Source organism: Nocardia sp. NPDC058658, assembly GCF_042716665.1.
In the GTDB taxonomy this organism is placed as follows: domain Bacteria; phylum Actinomycetota; class Actinomycetes; order Mycobacteriales; family Mycobacteriaceae; genus Nocardia.
Genome location: NZ_JBHXRR010000016.1, coordinates 43,219 through 58,313, shown reverse-complemented (window position 1 = coordinate 58,313; position 15,095 = coordinate 43,219). Strand labels below are relative to the sequence as shown.

General features: G+C 67.5%; 12 protein-coding genes and 1 tRNA gene. 6 read left to right on the top strand and 7 right to left on the bottom strand.

The annotated features are described in order from the left end of the window. Positions 1 to 159: 159 nt before the first annotated feature. On the top strand, positions 160 to 3,144 hold the full coding sequence (locus ACFWUP_RS21375; RefSeq protein ID WP_379236864.1) for a UPF0182 family protein: 2,985 nt from the start codon (positions 160 to 162) through the stop codon (positions 3,142 to 3,144). Between the two features lie 64 nt (positions 3,145 to 3,208). On the opposite strand, the gene ACFWUP_RS21370 is transcribed toward ACFWUP_RS21375, so the two are convergent. After that, positions 3,209 to 3,754 carry a transglycosylase family protein gene (locus tag ACFWUP_RS21370; RefSeq protein ID WP_379236862.1) on the bottom strand — a complete coding sequence of 182 codons (546 nt, stop codon included), beginning with the start codon at positions 3,752 to 3,754 and terminating at the stop codon, positions 3,209 to 3,211. 356 nt (positions 3,755 to 4,110) lie between these two features. Between ACFWUP_RS21370 and ACFWUP_RS21365 the strand changes: the two genes are divergently transcribed. Then, a tRNA-Met gene (locus ACFWUP_RS21365) sits at positions 4,111 to 4,184 on the top strand. A gap of 52 nt (positions 4,185 to 4,236) precedes the next feature. Here the strand turns inward: ACFWUP_RS21365 and ACFWUP_RS21360 are convergent. From ACFWUP_RS21360 to ACFWUP_RS21345, 4 genes are all read right to left on the bottom strand, one after another. Beyond that, on the bottom strand, positions 4,237 to 4,494 hold the full coding sequence (locus ACFWUP_RS21360; RefSeq protein WP_379236860.1) for an HPr family phosphocarrier protein: 258 nt from the start codon (positions 4,492 to 4,494) through the stop codon (positions 4,237 to 4,239). A 25-nt stretch (positions 4,495 to 4,519) separates the two neighbouring features. Further along, entirely contained in the window at positions 4,520 to 6,712 is a 2,193-nt protein-coding gene (locus ACFWUP_RS21355) for a fructose-specific PTS transporter subunit EIIC (protein ID WP_379236858.1), read from the bottom strand. A 144-nt stretch (positions 6,713 to 6,856) separates the two neighbouring features. Then, the gene (locus tag ACFWUP_RS21350; RefSeq protein WP_379236856.1) at positions 6,857 to 7,837 is read right to left on the bottom strand and encodes a 1-phosphofructokinase family hexose kinase; all 981 of its coding nucleotides are present in this window, start codon (positions 7,835 to 7,837) and stop codon (positions 6,857 to 6,859) included. Further along, entirely contained in the window at positions 7,834 to 8,601 is a 768-nt protein-coding gene (locus ACFWUP_RS21345; protein ID WP_379236854.1) for a DeoR/GlpR family DNA-binding transcription regulator, read from the bottom strand. Before ACFWUP_RS21345 ends, ACFWUP_RS21350 begins: the two co-directional genes overlap by 4 nt. A gap of 263 nt (positions 8,602 to 8,864) precedes the next feature. On the opposite strand from ACFWUP_RS21345, the gene ACFWUP_RS21340 reads away from it, so the two are divergent. Further along, positions 8,865 to 9,683 (top strand): amino acid-binding protein, encoded by an 819-nt coding sequence (locus tag ACFWUP_RS21340; RefSeq protein WP_379236852.1) that lies wholly within the window; start codon positions 8,865 to 8,867, stop codon positions 9,681 to 9,683. A gap of 3 nt (positions 9,684 to 9,686) precedes the next feature. Here ACFWUP_RS21340 and ACFWUP_RS21335 read toward each other — a convergent pair whose 3' ends face one another. Next, positions 9,687 to 9,911, bottom strand: coding sequence for a hypothetical protein (locus ACFWUP_RS21335; protein WP_379236850.1), 225 nt, complete (start codon positions 9,909 to 9,911; stop codon positions 9,687 to 9,689). 80 nt (positions 9,912 to 9,991) lie between these two features. Between ACFWUP_RS21335 and ACFWUP_RS21330 the strand changes: the two genes are divergently transcribed. Together ACFWUP_RS21330 and ACFWUP_RS21325 are read left to right on the top strand one after the other, a co-directional pair. Continuing rightward, a complete protein-coding gene (locus ACFWUP_RS21330) occupies positions 9,992 to 11,167 on the top strand; it encodes an alpha-hydroxy-acid oxidizing protein (RefSeq protein WP_379236848.1) in 1,176 nt (391 codons plus the stop codon). Between the two features lie 133 nt (positions 11,168 to 11,300). Beyond that, on the top strand, positions 11,301 to 12,056 hold the full coding sequence (locus ACFWUP_RS21325; RefSeq protein WP_379236846.1) for a DUF6319 family protein: 756 nt from the start codon (positions 11,301 to 11,303) through the stop codon (positions 12,054 to 12,056). A gap of 17 nt (positions 12,057 to 12,073) precedes the next feature. On the opposite strand, the gene ACFWUP_RS21320 is transcribed toward ACFWUP_RS21325, so the two are convergent. Then, positions 12,074 to 13,582, bottom strand: a complete 1,509-nt coding sequence (locus ACFWUP_RS21320) for a diguanylate cyclase (RefSeq protein WP_379236844.1) — start codon at positions 13,580 to 13,582, stop codon at positions 12,074 to 12,076. Between the two features lie 293 nt (positions 13,583 to 13,875). On the opposite strand from ACFWUP_RS21320, the gene galK reads away from it, so the two are divergent. Continuing rightward, positions 13,876 to 14,982 carry a galactokinase gene (galK, locus tag ACFWUP_RS21315; protein ID WP_379236843.1) on the top strand — a complete coding sequence of 369 codons (1,107 nt, stop codon included), beginning with the start codon at positions 13,876 to 13,878 and terminating at the stop codon, positions 14,980 to 14,982. The last annotated feature ends 113 nt before the right edge of the window (positions 14,983 to 15,095 follow it).

Below are 15,095 nucleotides of genomic sequence, written 5' to 3'. Positions count from 1 at the left end.
TTGCACGGTGTCCGATTTCCGTAGAGTGGGCGCCAACGGTCCGGCAAGCAATGCTCCTCGCGCGAGCGGGGATGACCCCCCGGATCACCCGCAACATTCGGACTGCGGTGACTACACCGATTCACGGTGTGGAACCGCCGGAGCATGGAGAGTGGCACCGTGGGCATGCGGCCCCCCACCGGCTTACCTTCGTTGTCCCGACGCAGCCGTGTGCTGCTTGTGACAGCAGTCGTCCTCGCGGCGCTGCTGCTGCTCGGGCCCCGCTTCACCGACGCCTATACCAATTGGTTGTGGTTCGGCGAGGTCGGTTATCGCAGTGTGTATCTCGGCGTGTTGGTCACGCGACTGATCTTGTTCGTGACCGTCGCGCTGTTCGTCGGCCTGGTGGTCTGGGCGGCGCTGTTGCTGGCCTACCGGTCGCGGCCGGTGTTCGTGCCGGTCGCCGGGCCCAACGATCCGATCGCGCGCTACCGCACGACCGTGATGAGCAAGCTGCGCCTGTTCGGCATCGGTATCCCGGTGCTGCTCGGCGTGCTGTCGGGGCTGGTGGCGCAGTCGAATTGGGCGACGGTGCAGCTGTTCCTGCACGGTGGCGAGTTCGGTCAGCAGGACCCGCAGTTCGGCCTCGACATCGGTTTCTACACCTTCGATCTGCCGTTCTACCGGATGGTGCTGAACTGGCTGTTCGTCGCCGTGGTGATCGCGTTCTTCGCGAACCTGGTGACCCACTACGTGTTCGGCGGCCTGCGGCTGGCCGGGCGCGAAGGCACCCTCACCAGGGCCGCGCGCGTGCAGCTCGCGGTGATCGCCGGAATCTTCGTGCTGCTCAAGGCGGTGGCGTACTGGTTCGACCGGTACGACCTGTTGTCGAGTACGCGCAAAGAACCAACGTTCGGTGGGCCGTCGTACACCGATATCATGGCGGTGCTGCCCGCCAAACTGATCCTGCTGTCGATCGCGGTGATCTGCGCGCTGGCGTTCTTCACCGGAATCGTGTTGCGCGACCTGCGCGTTCCCGCGATGGCGGCGGCGCTGCTCGTGCTGTCGTCGATCCTGGTCGGTGCGGTGTGGCCGATGGTGGTCGAGCAGTTCTCGGTGCGCCCCAACGCCGCCGAGAAGGAAAGTCCGTATATCGAGCGCAATATCCAAGCCACGCGCGAGGCGTACGGGATCACCGACGACAAGGTCGAGTACCAGAACTATCGAGGCAGTTCCGCGAAGAGCCCGCTGGAGGTGCCCGCCGACGCGGCGACCATCGGCAACGCCCGGCTGCTCGACCCGAACATCCTCTCGCCCACCTTCACCCAGCTGCAGCAGCGCAAGAACTTCTACGGCTTCCCCGAGTCCCTCGACATCGACCGCTACAACCTCAACGGCGATCTGCAGGACTACATCGTCGCCGCGCGCGAGCTGCACCCGGCCGCGCTGTCGGGTAACCAGAAGGACTGGATCAACCAGCACACCGTCTACACCCACGGCAACGGCTTCGTCGCCGCTCCAGCCAATCGGGTGAACAAGCCGCAGTCCGAGGCGCAGAGTGCCGCGGGCGGCAGCGATTCGGGTTATCCGCTGTTCATGGTGAGCGACCTGTTCACCAAGGTCGAGGACCAGCAGATCAAGGTCGACCAGCCGCGCATCTACTACGGCGAGCTGATCGCTCAGACCGATCCCGACTACGCCATCGTCGGCACCGCCGAGGGCCAGGCCCCGCGCGAATACGACTCCGACGAAGCGCAATTCACCTATGACGGCAGCGGTGGTGTGCCGATCGGGAACTGGTTCAACCGGCTCGCTTTCGCGGCCAAGTACGCCGAGCGCAACATCTTGTTCTCCTCCGCGATCAGCGAGGACTCCAAGATCCTGTTCAACCGTGGTCCGCGCGACCGGGTGCAGAAGGTCGCACCGTGGCTCACCACCGACGGCAACGCCTACCCGGCGGTGATCGACGGCCGCGTCAAGTGGATCGTCGACGCCTACACCACCCTCGACAAGTACCCCTACGCCCAGCCGACCTCGCTCGACGGCGCGGTCGAGGACAGCATCGACAAGAAGACCGGGCGTGTGATCCCGCGCAAGGAAGTGAGCTACATCCGTAACTCGGTGAAGGCCACTGTCGACGCCTACGACGGCACCGTCACCCTGTACGAGACCGATACCGTCGACCCGGTCCTCAAGGCCTGGCGCGGGGTGTTCCCGGACGCGGTGAAGCCGCAGAGCGAGATCTCGCCCGAGTTGCGCGCGCACTTCCGCTACCCGGAGGACCTGTTCAAGGTCCAGCGCGACATGCTCACGAAGTACCACGTGGACAACCCGCGAGAGTTCTTCACCAACAACGCGTTCTGGTCGGTGCCCAGCGATCCGACGATCGAGGGCGGCACGTTCAACCAGCCGCCGTACTACGTGCTGCTGGGTGATCCGAAGACCAACAAGCCGGCGTTCAACCTGACCTCGGCGATGGTCGGCTACAACCGGCAGTTCCTCTCGGCTTACATCTCGGTGCGCTCCGATCCCGAGAACTACGGCAAGTTCACCGTCTTGCAGTTGCCGACCGACTCCCAGACCCAGGGTCCGCAACAGACACAGAACTCGATGACCACCGCTGACGCGGTCTCGCGCGAGAAAACCCTGCTGTCGAACTCGAACAAGATCCGCTACGGCAACCTGCTCACCTTGCCGGTGGCCGACGGCGGCATCCTCTACGTCGAACCGTTCTACAACGAACGCAACACCGGTTCGTCGACGTTCCCGCAGCTGCTGCGCGTGCTCGTGAGCTATCGCGACGCGGCGGGCAGCGTGAAGGTCGGCTACGACTCGACCTTGGCCGGGGCACTGAATCAGGTGATGCCGGGTGCGGGTTCGCTGGCGACACCGTTCGGTGGCGATCCCGCGGTGAAGCCGAAGCCGGGAGCGACCCCACCGGTCGACCAGGGCACCGTGACGCCGCCCGTCGGCGGGACGACACCGCAGCCGGGGACAACGCCGCCCGCGAGTTCGCCGACCCAGGAGGCCGCGGCCGCCGAGGTCAGCCGCAAGATCGAGGCGGTGCGCACGGCGATGCGGTCGGGCAACTTCACCGATTACGGCAAGGCACTGGAAGAACTGGACGTCGCGATGAAGGCGTACCAGGACGCTGCAGGCCGGTAACCGACCAGCAAGAAGGGCCCCGTCACGATGACGGGGCCCTTCTTGTGCAGGGGGAACGGTTGGATCAGCCGCCGATCGAGGCGATCAGCGGAGCATGGGCGCTGAGCAGGTCCTGGTACTGAACCGCGACACCGTACTGGTCGGCCAGCGCCTGACCGGCGGCCTTGGCCTGCTCGACGGCGAGCTGGGCCTCGGTCTCGGCCTGGGCGGGCAGTTCGACGGGCAGTTCGACGGCAGGCTCTTCAACAGCGGGCTCTGGGGTGGACGCGCCCGACTGCAGGTACTGGCCGCAGTGCGGCCACGCGCCGACACCCTGGCTGGCGAGCACGTTCTCCGCCACGCGGATCTGCTCTTCCTTGCTGGCGTTGTGCGCCGAACCCTGGCCGCCGTTGGCTGCCCAGGTGCTCTGCGAGAACTGCAGGCCGCCGTAGTAGCCGTTGCCGGTGTTGATGCCCCAGTTGCCGCCGCTCTCGCACTGGGCGACGCCGTCCCAGTTGTAGGCGGCGGCGGAGGCGGTGCCGGTGGCGAGGCCGAACGGAACGGCAACAAGGGCGCCGGTGATGGCGGCGACGCCAAGGGCGCGGGTGCTGAATTTCCGGGTCTCAGTCATGAGGGAGACGCTAACCAAAGAATCGATGACGATCACATCTTGATAACGAGGCAATTCTATGAATGGAATAGACGTCTTATCGATGTTTACGGTGCATAGCCAGTGGGAATACCTAGATTCCGAGCGGTCTGTTATTGGGTCGTTATGTGTTCGGGATCACGAGGTAATAGTGACGCCACTCACCGGAACTCGACCCCGCCGCGAGTAGTTGCTGAAATGTGTGACTGCTGTCACATTCGAACCCCCCGAAGCGCTGCGTTGCCCGGCGAGGATTGCGCATATCGGCCAGAAAACCCCCACTGACCTTGCGATTTGGCACCCGCGCGCACCTGTGTGTAATGTTGTGTTCACACCGACGCGGGGTGGAGCAGCTCGGTAGCTCGCTGGGCTCATAACCCAGAGGTCGCAGGTTCAAATCCTGTCCCCGCTACAAAACGAAAGGCCCGGAACCACTGGTTCCGGGCCTTTCGCGTTATCCGGGGTTATGCGTCCAGGTCGCTGGCGACGAGTTCGGCGATCTTGTCCAGGGTCGGCTGGTCGTCGCTGCTGATCACGACTTCCGCGCCCTGGCCCGCGCCGAGGGTCATGATCAGCAGCGCCGAGCCCGCATCGACCGGGTCGCCGCCGGTGACCGCGATGGTGACCGGGACGCCTGCCGCGGCGACAGCTTCGGCGATCAGGGCCGCGGGGCGGGCGTGCAGGCCGACCGAGGAGCCGACGGTGACGGTGGTGCTTGCCATGGGATATCTCCTTGTGTGGATGGATTTACGCGGTGGTGAGAACGGGCGATGCAGGCTGTTGCTTGCGGGTGAACTCCTTGGCGACGGTCACGCACAGAGCCGCGACGACGGTGCCTGCCAGCAGCGAGACCACGAACCAGGCGATGTGCCCGATCGCGAAGAACACGAAGATGCCGCCGTGCGGTGCGCTGAGGGTGACCTGGGTGGCCATGATCAAACCGCCGGTCACCGCCCCGCCGACCATCATCGACGGCAGTACGCGCAGCGGGTCGGCGGCGGCGAACGGGATGGCGCCCTCGGAGATGAACGAGGCGCCGAGCAGCCAGGCAGCCTTGCCGTTCTCGCGTTCGGCCTCGGTGTAGAGACGCGGACGGACCAGCGTCGACAGTGCCATCGCCAGCGGCGGCACCATGCCGGCGGCCATCACCGCGGCCATGATCCGCAGGGTCGCGGGATCGTTCACCGACAGGCCCGCGGCGGCGAACGAGTACGCGGCCTTGTTGACCGGCCCGCCGAGGTCGAAGCACATCATCACGCCCAGGATGACACCCAGCGCGACCGCGGAGGTGCCGGACAGGCCCGACAGCCAATCCTGGAGCCCGTTGGTCACCGCGGCCAGCGGCTTGCCGAGCAGCACGAACATCAACAGGCCGACGATCGCCGAGGCGAGCAGCGGAATGACCACCACCGGCATCAGCCCACGCGCCCAGACCGGCACCGGCAGCTTGCTCACATACAGTGCCGCGAACCCGGCCACCAGACCACCGACGAGACCGCCGAGGAAGCCCGCGCCGACGAACACCGCGATCGCGCCCGCCGTGAAACCCGGTGCGAGACCGGGGCGGTCGGCGATCGCGAAGGCGATGTATCCGGCCAGTGCGGGGACGAGGAAACTGAACGCGAGCGAGCCGATCTGGAACAGCACCGCGCCGAAGTAGATGGCCAGGCCGCCGTCGGGCAGGTCGGTGATCGAATTGTCCAGCACGATCGTCTTCGCGCTGTCGGAGATCTCGTAGCCGCCGAGCAGGAAGCTCAACGCGATCAGCAGACCGCCTGCGGCGACGAACGGGATCATGTAACTGACGCCGGTGAGCAGGATCTGGCGCAGGCGCGTACCCCAGCCGATGCCCTTGGCCGCCGAGTCCGAGGGTGTGGGCGTGGTGCCGCCGACCGTGGCGGCACCCGGAGTATCGCTGGCCGCAACGGCTTCCGCGATCATCTTGTCGGGCTCGTTGATGGCGCGTTTGACGCCGGACTCGATCACCGGCTTGCCCGCGAATCGGCTGCGGTCCTTCACTCCGACATCGGTGGCGAAGATGACGGCGTCGGCCTCGGCGATGGTCGACGGAGCGAGTTTGTCGCCGCCGCTGGAGCCCTGGGTTTCCACTGCGATGTCCACACCTGCGCGTTCGCCCGCCGCGGTCAGGGAGTCGGCGGCCATATAGGTGTGGGCGATGCCGGTGGGGCACGCGGTCACGGCGACGATCTTCTTGGGTGCTCCGGCCTTCGCGGTGCTGACCGTAGCGCCGTCGGTTCCCGCACCGGACGCAGCCGCGCCGGAGGCGGCGACACCGGCGGTGACTGCGGCCGCGCCGACACCGGTGGCCGACGAGCCGGAGGCCGCAGTCGTGCCGGGCTCGCCGCCGGCGGAGGTCGAACCTGTTGCGCCGTCGACGGAGGACCCGGTTGCATCCGTCGATCCGGTCGCCGCTGTGCCTGCCGCAGCGGTGGAAGATGTTGTCGCGGTGGTGGATCCGGTCGGCGCGGGATTGATGACGCCGTCGACGAGGGTGACCACATCCGCCGGGGTCGCGGCGGCGCGTAGATCGGCGACGAAGGCCGGACGAACCAGTGCGCGAGCCAGCGACGACAACAGCTTCATGTGCTCGGCCCCCGCGCCTTCCGGAGCCGCGATCAGGAAGACCAGGTCGGCAGGCCCGTCGGGCGCGCCGAAGTCGACGGCGGGGGACAGGCGGGCGAACCCCAGCGACGCGGTGGTGACGGCGGCTGATCGGCAGTGCGGGATCGCGATGCCGCCGGGTAGGCCGGTCGCCGATTGCGCCTCCCTGGCCAGCGCGGCCATGCTCACCGAGGCGGCATCGGTCGTGCGGCCCGCGGCGGCGAGCTTGTTCGCGAGCGCGGTGATCACGGCGCTCTTGTCGGCGCCGAGGTCGGCGTCGAGCGTGATCAGGTCTGGAGTGATGATCGAATCGGCCATCGTCGTGTTCTTTCCGGAGTGGGGGTAGAGCAGGGGGGCGATGCGGTCGGCCGGGCTATCGGCGCCGACCGGTTGCGGTCGAGCACGCGGGGTGATGGTCCGCGCACGCGGTCGGGTCGCGAATCAGCGACCGAGTAGCGGTGCTCATGCCGGAGCCTGCGGCCGGTTGGCAGTGAGCGGGTGGGCCGTGACTGCCTCGAGAAGGATGTCGGCAGGGCCGGGTAGCCCGGTGCCGGGCAGGGCGGTGGCTGCGCTGCCGTAGGCGACGGCGGTGCGCAGGCGGTCGGCGGGGGAGGCGCCCGCGAGGTCGGCGAGTAGGTAGCCTGCCAGGGCCGAGTCGCCCGCGCCGACGGTGCTGCGTGGGACGATCGGCGGGGCAGCGGCGAACCACGCGTCGTCGGCGGTGACCAGGACCGCGCCTGCCGCGCCGAGGGTGGCCAGCACCGTGCCGACGCCGCGGTCGATCAAGGATGCGGCGGCTTCGGCTGCGGCCGTGGGGTTTTCGAGGTCGACGGGATCGAGACCGGTGAGCTGGGCCAGTTCGTCGGAGTTCGGTTTGACGAGATCCGGCACGGGGCCGACCGATTCGGCGAACAGGGCGAGCAGGGGTGCGTCGGAGGTATCGACGGCGACGCGGGTGCGTCGAGTTCCGTTGGGTAACAGCGACAATGTGGCGACGAGCCGCGCGTACCAGTCGACGGGAACTCCCGGCGGCAGTGATCCGGACAGCACGATCCACTCGGCCCCTGCCGTCAATTCGACGAGCAGTGCGGTGATTTCGGCCAGATCCCGAGCGTCGAGGGGATGGCCGGGCTCGTTGATTTTGGTTGTGGTGCCGTCGGTTTCGGCAATGGTCAGGTTGACCCGCGGCCCTCCCGAGATCGGCACCGTACGGAATTCGATTCCGGCAGTGCGCAATCCGTGCACCACCGGATCGTCTTCGGCCCCGGGCAACACCGCGAGCACCGGCGCCCCACCCTCGGACACCACCCGCGCGACATTCACCCCCTTGCCACCGGGATGCGACGTGACGCTCGCCGCGCGATGCACCTGTCCGCGCCGCAACGGCTCGGTGAGCGTGACCGTGCGGTCCAGACTCGGGTTCGCGGTCAGGGTGACGATCATGCGGACACCACCTCGATTCCTTCGGTGACCAGTTCCGCGTGCGCGGTGGCCGGGATGTCGGTATCGGTGACCAGGACGTCGATGTCGGCGGTATCGCCGAATCGCACGAAGTCCTCGCGCCCGATCTTGCTCGCGTCGGCGACCACCACGACCCGATCGGCGGCGGCGATCATCGCGCGTTTCACGGCCGCCTCCTCGGGGTCGGGGGTGGACAGCCCGTGCCGCACGGTGAGTGCGTTGGTACCGAGGAACGCCACGTCGACCCGCAGTTCGCCGAGCAGTCGCAGGGTCTCGGCGCCGACGGCGGCCTGGGTGACCCCGCGAACCCGCCCGCCGAGCAGGTGCAAGCGCACCCCGGCGAATCCGGTGAGGCGCGCGGCGACCGGCAGCGAGTTGGTGACGGTGACCAGGTCGACGTCGATCGGCATGGCCGCGGCCACCCGCACGGTCGTCGTGCCCGCGTCGAACAGCACGCTGCCACCGGCGCGCGGGAGGTATCGCTGGGCGAGTTCGGCGATCCGGTCCTTCTCCGCGGCGCGGGTGCTGTCGCGCTCGGCGGTGCCCGGTTCGAAGGTGGTGAGCGCACCGGATCCGACCGCGCCGCCGTGCACTCGCCGGATCACGCCGAGCCGGTCGAGTACCGCGAGGTCGCGGCGCACGGTCTCGGTGGTGACCCCGTACTGGTCGGCGAGTTCGGCGACGGAGACACGCCCGCGATGCCCGATGAGGGTCGCGATCGCCTGCTGCCGTTCCTCGGCGTACATGGGTTCCTCCGGTCTGGCGTGAATCTGTACTCATGTTGTTTTATGCCCGCTTCTGTGGGTTTGTCAATGATTTTCGGTGAGACGAGTCACAATTGTTGCCGTCGCCTATCGCGATGGAAGGTGTCGGCAGTCACAGAGAAGCCGGGTGCGTGTTCGGTATCACGGGGGAAGTTCTTGCAGGTCAACGGTTTTCGCGTCGCCTTTCACCTCGCCGTTACGCACCTCGTCCAAGATCGACACGAAGGCCACCGATCCTGACTTCCATGTGGCGATTCGCAGTGCGACCCCGTGTCAACGCCCTGGCCTGCGAGGTCTGCGGCCGACTCCCGCATCCGGGCCGGACCAGGCTCACCCTGGCGAAACTCGCCGCGGTGTTCCCGGTGGAGCTGGCGCTGCACGCGCTGGTCGTGCACCTGCACCCGCCGTACCTGCTCACCGTCGCCCTGCTCACGATCACCACCACGATCCTGGTGATCTGGGTGGTGGAACCGTCGGCGATGCGCGTGCTCGGCGGCTGGCTGCACAGCCCTGAACTGCGCACTCGCGAGCGCATCGACGCCGCGCCAGCGCTCTGGCGGATCCGCGTGCGCCTGGCGGACAGACCCGGCGCGCTCGAGACCCTGGCCAAACATCTCGCGCACCGCGACGCCAACATTCTCACCGTGCATGTGCACCAACTAGAGGACGCGGTACTCGACGAACTCGTCGTCGCCGCCCCCGTCGAGGTCACGGCGCCCACGATCACCGCGGCCGTGGAACACGCGGGAGGTTCGCAGGTGCGGGTCTGGCCGGCGACCGTGCTGTCGCTGATCGACGGGCAGACCAAAGCGCTGGCTATCGCCGCCCGCATCGTCGGCGATCCGGACGAATTGCCGTTGGCGGTAGCCGAACTGCTCGGCGCGCGCTATCTCGCGCCCGGCACGCCGGAGGTGCCCGAACCAGGGGAGGGCACGCTGTTGGAATTGGACAGCGACGATCGGCGCTGGGGTTTCGTGCGTCCGGACGAACCGTTCACACCCGCCGAGATCGCCCGCGCGCATCGGCTCGCCGATCTCGCGGCGCTCACCGTGCGGCGGCGGTAAGGGTCAGTCGAAGCCGAGGTCGGCGGTGAGCGGATCGCGCAGGGCGCCCTCGGCGGCGCGTAGTCGGTCGGTGACCGAGGTCAGCAGATCCATCGAGTCCTGGGAGAGCCCGAGCGCGAGGCGAGTCAGGTGACGGATGGCATCGCAATGGAAGCGATCGGCGAGTAGGGCGTCCGGATCGGCGGGCGCAGCCGAGTGTTCGACGACGGTCACGGCAGGGGCACTCACAATCTCGTATTTTCGAGTATGACGCACCTTACATCCCCCCTGCGGTCCGTGACCCCGGGTCGGCGTGCGAAAGTGCAGCAATGAGTCAGTTCGCCGACTACCAGAACGAGATCTACCTGGCCGCGCTCGGTGGGATCCAGCCCGAGTTTCCCATGGATTACGCGACGCTGGAGCGTAAAGCCACTGCGGCACTGCCGGATTCGTTGCTGAACTACATCGCGGGCGGTGCGGGCGACGAGCTCACGCAGCGCCGCAATGCCGAGGCCTTCGCGGACTGGGGTCTGATGCCGCGGATGCTGGTCGGTGCCACCGAGCGCGACCTCACCGTCACGGCGTTCGGCCATACCTTCGCCAGCCCGCTGTTCCTCGCGCCCGTCGGGGTGATCGGGCTGGTCGGCGAGCAGGGCCACGGGGATATCGCGGTGGCGAAGGCGTCGGCGCAGACCGGGGTGCCCGCGATGTACTCCACGTTGATGGAGGATCCGCTCGAAGAGGTACGCCCGCACGCAGGCGATACGCCCTCGTTCTTCCAGCTCTACACGCCGAAGAACCGTGAGCTCGCCGAGAGTCTGGTGCGCCGTGCCGAAGCCGCCGGTTATGCCGGCATCACCGTCACCCTCGACACTTGGGTGCCCGGCTGGCGGCCGCGCGACCTGGCCAGCGGCAACTTCCCCCAGTTGCGTGGGCATGTCCTGAAGAACTACACCAGCGACCCGGTCTTCCAGCAGATGGTCGGCTCCGACGACCCGAAAATGATTGTCCTGCACTGGATTGCGACCTTCGGCAACTCGCTGACCTGGGACGACCTCACCTGGTTGCGTTCGCTCACCGACCTGCCGCTGATCCTCAAGGGCATCTCCCATCCCGAGGACGCGCGCAAGGCGATCGACTTCGGCGCCGACGGCATCTACTGCTCCAATCACGGTGGGCGCCAGGCCAATGGCGGTCTGAGTGCGCTCGAGACCCTGCCCGCGGTGGTGGCCGCGTGTAATGACCGGGTGCCGGTGCTGTTCGACTCCGGGGTGCGTTCGGGTGCCGATGTGGTGAAGGCGCTCGGACTCGGCGCGACGATGGTCGGGCTCGGCAGGCCGTATGTGTACGCGCTCGCGCTCGGTGGCGTGCGCGGGCTGGTGCATATGCTGCGCAGTTACGCCGCCGAAGCGGACCTGTTGATGGCGGTCAACGGCTATCGCGATGTGGCCGCCGTGCGCGAGAACATCCGTCCGACGACGCGCGGAAACGCCATTCCCGTCTGATCGCGCAGCGGCGGGAAACCTGTCACGAGAGGCGTTTTGGGGCCGCGATGTCGGCTCGGGGAAGAACTTGTCGGTGCCGTGGTGCATCATCGGTGCTCAGACCACGCTGTAGCACCAACCCCCGGAGTCCACGATGTCCTCGCCGAGCACCAAGTCCGCATCCCGCCGATCAGCACCGCCGGTCCTTTCCGACGCCGAGCTCGCGCGAATCGCAGGCGAGCTCGCCGAGGGCAAACCGCCGATGGTGTGGTTCACCTCCGCCGCTGTCGGTGTCGCCGAGGGGAAGTCGGGCAAGGTCGTCGCGCTCGACGACCCGTCCGCGGGCGACTTCCTGCAGGTGCGGCCCACCGGTTCCAAAGATGTGCTCTCGTTCGGCCCGAGCGAGGTGACGCTGACCAAGCCGGCCCGCGGGACTACGGTAGCGCCGGGCGGTTCCACCCGGACCCGCCAGGAGATTGTCCCCGCGCCGAGCAATCGAAAGGACAACACTGTGACCCAGCCGTCGACCCTGCCGAGCACCGCCACGCCCGCGCCGAGGTCGCTCGCCCCGGTACCTGACGACGCCCCCAAGCCCGCTCCGGCCGCGCCCCGTCCGGCGAAAGCTCCCGCGGCGCGCAAGACCAAGCCTGCCGAGGTGACCGTCACGCTCACCGGGACGGCCGACGGTGAGTGGACTGTCGATGTGGTGAACGGGAAGAAGCGCAGTGTGAAGGGGATGGCTGTGAGCAGTGCGGCTGTCGCCCAGGCTGCGAAGATCTTGCATCCTGAGGTGGAGGAAGTGGTGGCGGGGATTCTCGAGGCTGCTCGGGAGGTTCAGCAGGCGAAGGTGGCGCAGTTGCAGGCTGAGCTGGAGGCTGCGCGGAAGTTGTTGGAGGAGTTGGGGGACTGAGTGATTCGGAGCTGAGTTCAGACCGCTGTCGTGGTGGGGTTCGCTGCGCGCAGCTGGTGGGGGCGGTGGGGGGCTGACTTTCGGATCTCTTCGTGGAAGGTCAGGCCTAGGCGGTATTCCTTGGCGTGGTACATGGCGGCGTCTGCGGTGCGGATGAGGTCGTAGATGGTTTTTTCGGTGGGGCGGGTGGTTATGCAGGCGACGCCGATGCTGGCGGTGATGGGGATTTCGCCGCAGCTGAGTTCGAAGGGGCGGATGAAGGCGCCGAGGAGGTGTTCGGCGAGGATGGCGGCTTCGGCGCGGGTGCGGGGGGACAGGATGACGAATTCGTCGCCACCGTAGCGGGCGGTGAGGTCGCCTGCGGTGGTGGTGCGGCGGATGCGGGAGGCGGCGTTGGCGATGAGTTCGTCGCCGACGGCGTGGCCGTAGCTGTCGTTGACCATTTTGAAGCCGTCGAGGTCGATGAACAGCAGGCACAGCGGTTTTCCGGCCCATTGGTCGCGGTAGCGGTGGGGTGCGCGCAGCAGGGCGGCGCGGTTGAACAGGCCGGTGAGCAGGTCGTGGTCGGCTTGATACTGCGCCCGGCGTTCGCTGCGCATACTGCGGCCGATGGCGCGTTCGCTGCGCACCAGCACACCCACCAGCAGCAGGGTGAGCAGCGAACAGATCACCACGCGATCGCCGACGCCGAGATCGGCGCCGACCACGCTGATCAGCGAGGCCGCCACCAACGCCACCGCGATCATTCCGGCGCGCTGGCGTGATCGGTGCGGGTGTACGTCCTCGGTGTCGCGGAGCGCGCCCATCGTCGGCTGCACCGCGGCCAGCCCGGCCAGCAGATACGCCCACTGCTGTGGCACCAGCGCGAACTCGGGATCGACCGCGATCGTGCCTGCGGCAGTGAGGCTTTCGAGCACACCGCCGACGAGCACCGCGATCAGCGCAGCCTGCAACAACCGCAGTGACGTCTCCGAACGAACCACCGTCGCCAGCGAATGCGCGAGCACCGTGGCCAGCAGGGCGTGGATCACCGGATAGCTCGCGGCGAGCGCGGTATCGACGAGACCGGTGCCGTGGCGCAGAATCGGCGAGATCAGGAAGGTCCACGAGGCCAGCAGCGTGCTGAGTCCGATGAGCGCCGAATCCAGCCACAGGTCACGGGCATTGCGGAGGGTGCGCGGCTGCAACCAGCCCACGGCGGCGAACCCGAGACACAGCGAGGCGGCCAGGGTGCACAGATCGTCGACGGGGTGCCAACCCTGGTGCAGCCCCAGCGCGCGTATCGCGGTACCGGCGGCGAACAGCGGCACCGAGGCGGCCAGCAGATACCAGGGCAGCCGATGGGCGGGTCGATGGCGGTACATGCCGTACCCGATCATCGCCAGCGACCCCGCCACGATCACGATGAGCAGCAGAAACGGCAGCGCGCGCCCACCCGTCAGCGGCGCGATCAGCACCGCCCCCGCCGCGCCGAGCAACACCACGCACCACCGTCGGCTGCCGCTCGGTGTTTCGCTGATGGTCATCAGCCCCCCTCGATCTTGCTGCGCACGCGACGAGCGCCGATCGAACGGAAGGCCGGTGAATCACTCGAAGTATCGGCCGAGAGCACCGAGTGTTGTTGTTCGAGCACTATCCCCAGCCGGCAGGCGCCGACGCTCAAAACCTTTACAACTCAGTCGATCATGACACGTCCACGTCCTCGCTGTCGATGTGTTGGGAGCATTACCGGATACCGATTCGGCACCCGGTGCCGGACGGTTGCCCGCCGCGGTGTTCGGTGGGGGCATCGTCGCAGGGAGCGGAAGGGGAAGTACGCGTGCAGAAGTGGATCGCGCCGGGCCGGGTCAACATCATCGGCGAGCACACCGACTACAACGACGGCTTCGTGCTGCCCATCGCGCTGTCACTCGGTGTCGTGTGCGCGGCCGAACCACGCGATGACGGGCTGGTGCGGCTCACCTCGGCGCAACGGCCCGGTGACACCGTCGAAGTGCAGCTGAACGCCCTCGTGGCACAGCGGAATCGGTTGCCCGGCTGGGCGCGCTATCCGCTCGGCGTCGTCGACGAGTTCGTTCGCGGTGGTCATCGCGTCCGCGGGGTCGACCTCGAACTCGACGGCGCGGTGCCGATAGGTGCGGGCCTGTCCTCGTCGGCGGCCCTGTGCTGCGCGGTGACGATCGCGCTGCGCGATCTGTTCGCTCCCGAAATCACCGATCGGCAGATGGTCAAGGTCGCCAGGGCGGCGGAGAACGATTTCGCCGGTGTGCCGACCGGCCTGCTCGACCAGTCAGCCTCGATCCTGTGTGCCGCAGGTCATGCGCTGTTTCTCGATGTCCGCGCGTTCACGGCGGCGGAACTCGGTGCCACCGAACAGATACCGTTCGACCTGGAAGCAGCGGGCTTGACGCTGCTCGTCGTCGACACCGGCCAACCGCACGACCTGTCCGACGGCGGATACGCCGAACGTCGAGCCCAATGCGAAGCTGCCGCAGACGCACTGAACCTGCCCGCTCTGCGCGACGCCACCTCAGAAGACCTTCCGCGCCTGGGTGATTCAGTGCTACGGCGTCGCGCCACCCACGTGGTCACCGAGAACGCGCGGGTCCTCGCAGTCGCCGACAAGCTGCGGACCAGCACGGACCCACGCGAGATCGGTGAGCTGCTCACCGCTTCGCACCGATCCCTGCGCGATGACTTCGAAGTCTCCGCGCCCACACTGGATCTCGCGGTCGAAGAAGCACTCGACGCGGGCGCCCATGGCGCGCGCATGGTCGGCGGCGGCTTCGGCGGCAGCATCATCGCCCTGGTCGACCACGCCGACCGCGTCGCCGAACACATCGTGAACCGCTTCGCCGCAACAGGTTTCGCCCCACCGCGCGTCTTCACCGTCGAACCCGCCGCGGGTGCCCACAAACTGAATTGAACAGTTGTCCTTTTTGTTCAGCCCGATTTCGCTGTGACGCACAGCACAAACCCTCACAGTGGAGGCATCCGAAACAGTTCGACGGGCGACGCAGCCCGCGCTGTGTGAACGAC

What these genes read in the sequence shown, in the direction of transcription:
- ACFWUP_RS21355 (WP_379236858.1), bottom strand. Translation starts at nt 6,712, where the DNA reads ATGGCCGATTCGATCATCACTCCAGACCTGATCACGCTCGACGCCGAC.
- ACFWUP_RS21320 (WP_379236844.1), bottom strand. Translation starts at nt 13,582, where the DNA reads ATGACCATCAGCGAAACACCGAGCGGCAGCCGACGGTGGTGCGTGGTG.
- ACFWUP_RS21330 (WP_379236848.1), top strand. Translation starts at nt 9,992, where the DNA reads ATGAGTCAGTTCGCCGACTACCAGAACGAGATCTACCTGGCCGCGCTC.
- ACFWUP_RS21360 (WP_379236860.1), bottom strand. Translation starts at nt 4,494, where the DNA reads ATGGCAAGCACCACCGTCACCGTCGGCTCCTCGGTCGGCCTGCACGCC.
- ACFWUP_RS21325 (WP_379236846.1), top strand. Translation starts at nt 11,301, where the DNA reads ATGTCCTCGCCGAGCACCAAGTCCGCATCCCGCCGATCAGCACCGCCG.
- ACFWUP_RS21345 (WP_379236854.1), bottom strand. Translation starts at nt 8,601, where the DNA reads ATGTACGCCGAGGAACGGCAGCAGGCGATCGCGACCCTCATCGGGCAT.
- ACFWUP_RS21340 (WP_379236852.1), top strand. Translation starts at nt 8,865, where the DNA reads ATGTGGCGATTCGCAGTGCGACCCCGTGTCAACGCCCTGGCCTGCGAG.
- ACFWUP_RS21370 (WP_379236862.1), bottom strand. Translation starts at nt 3,754, where the DNA reads ATGACTGAGACCCGGAAATTCAGCACCCGCGCCCTTGGCGTCGCCGCC.
- ACFWUP_RS21350 (WP_379236856.1), bottom strand. Translation starts at nt 7,837, where the DNA reads ATGATCGTCACCCTGACCGCGAACCCGAGTCTGGACCGCACGGTCACG.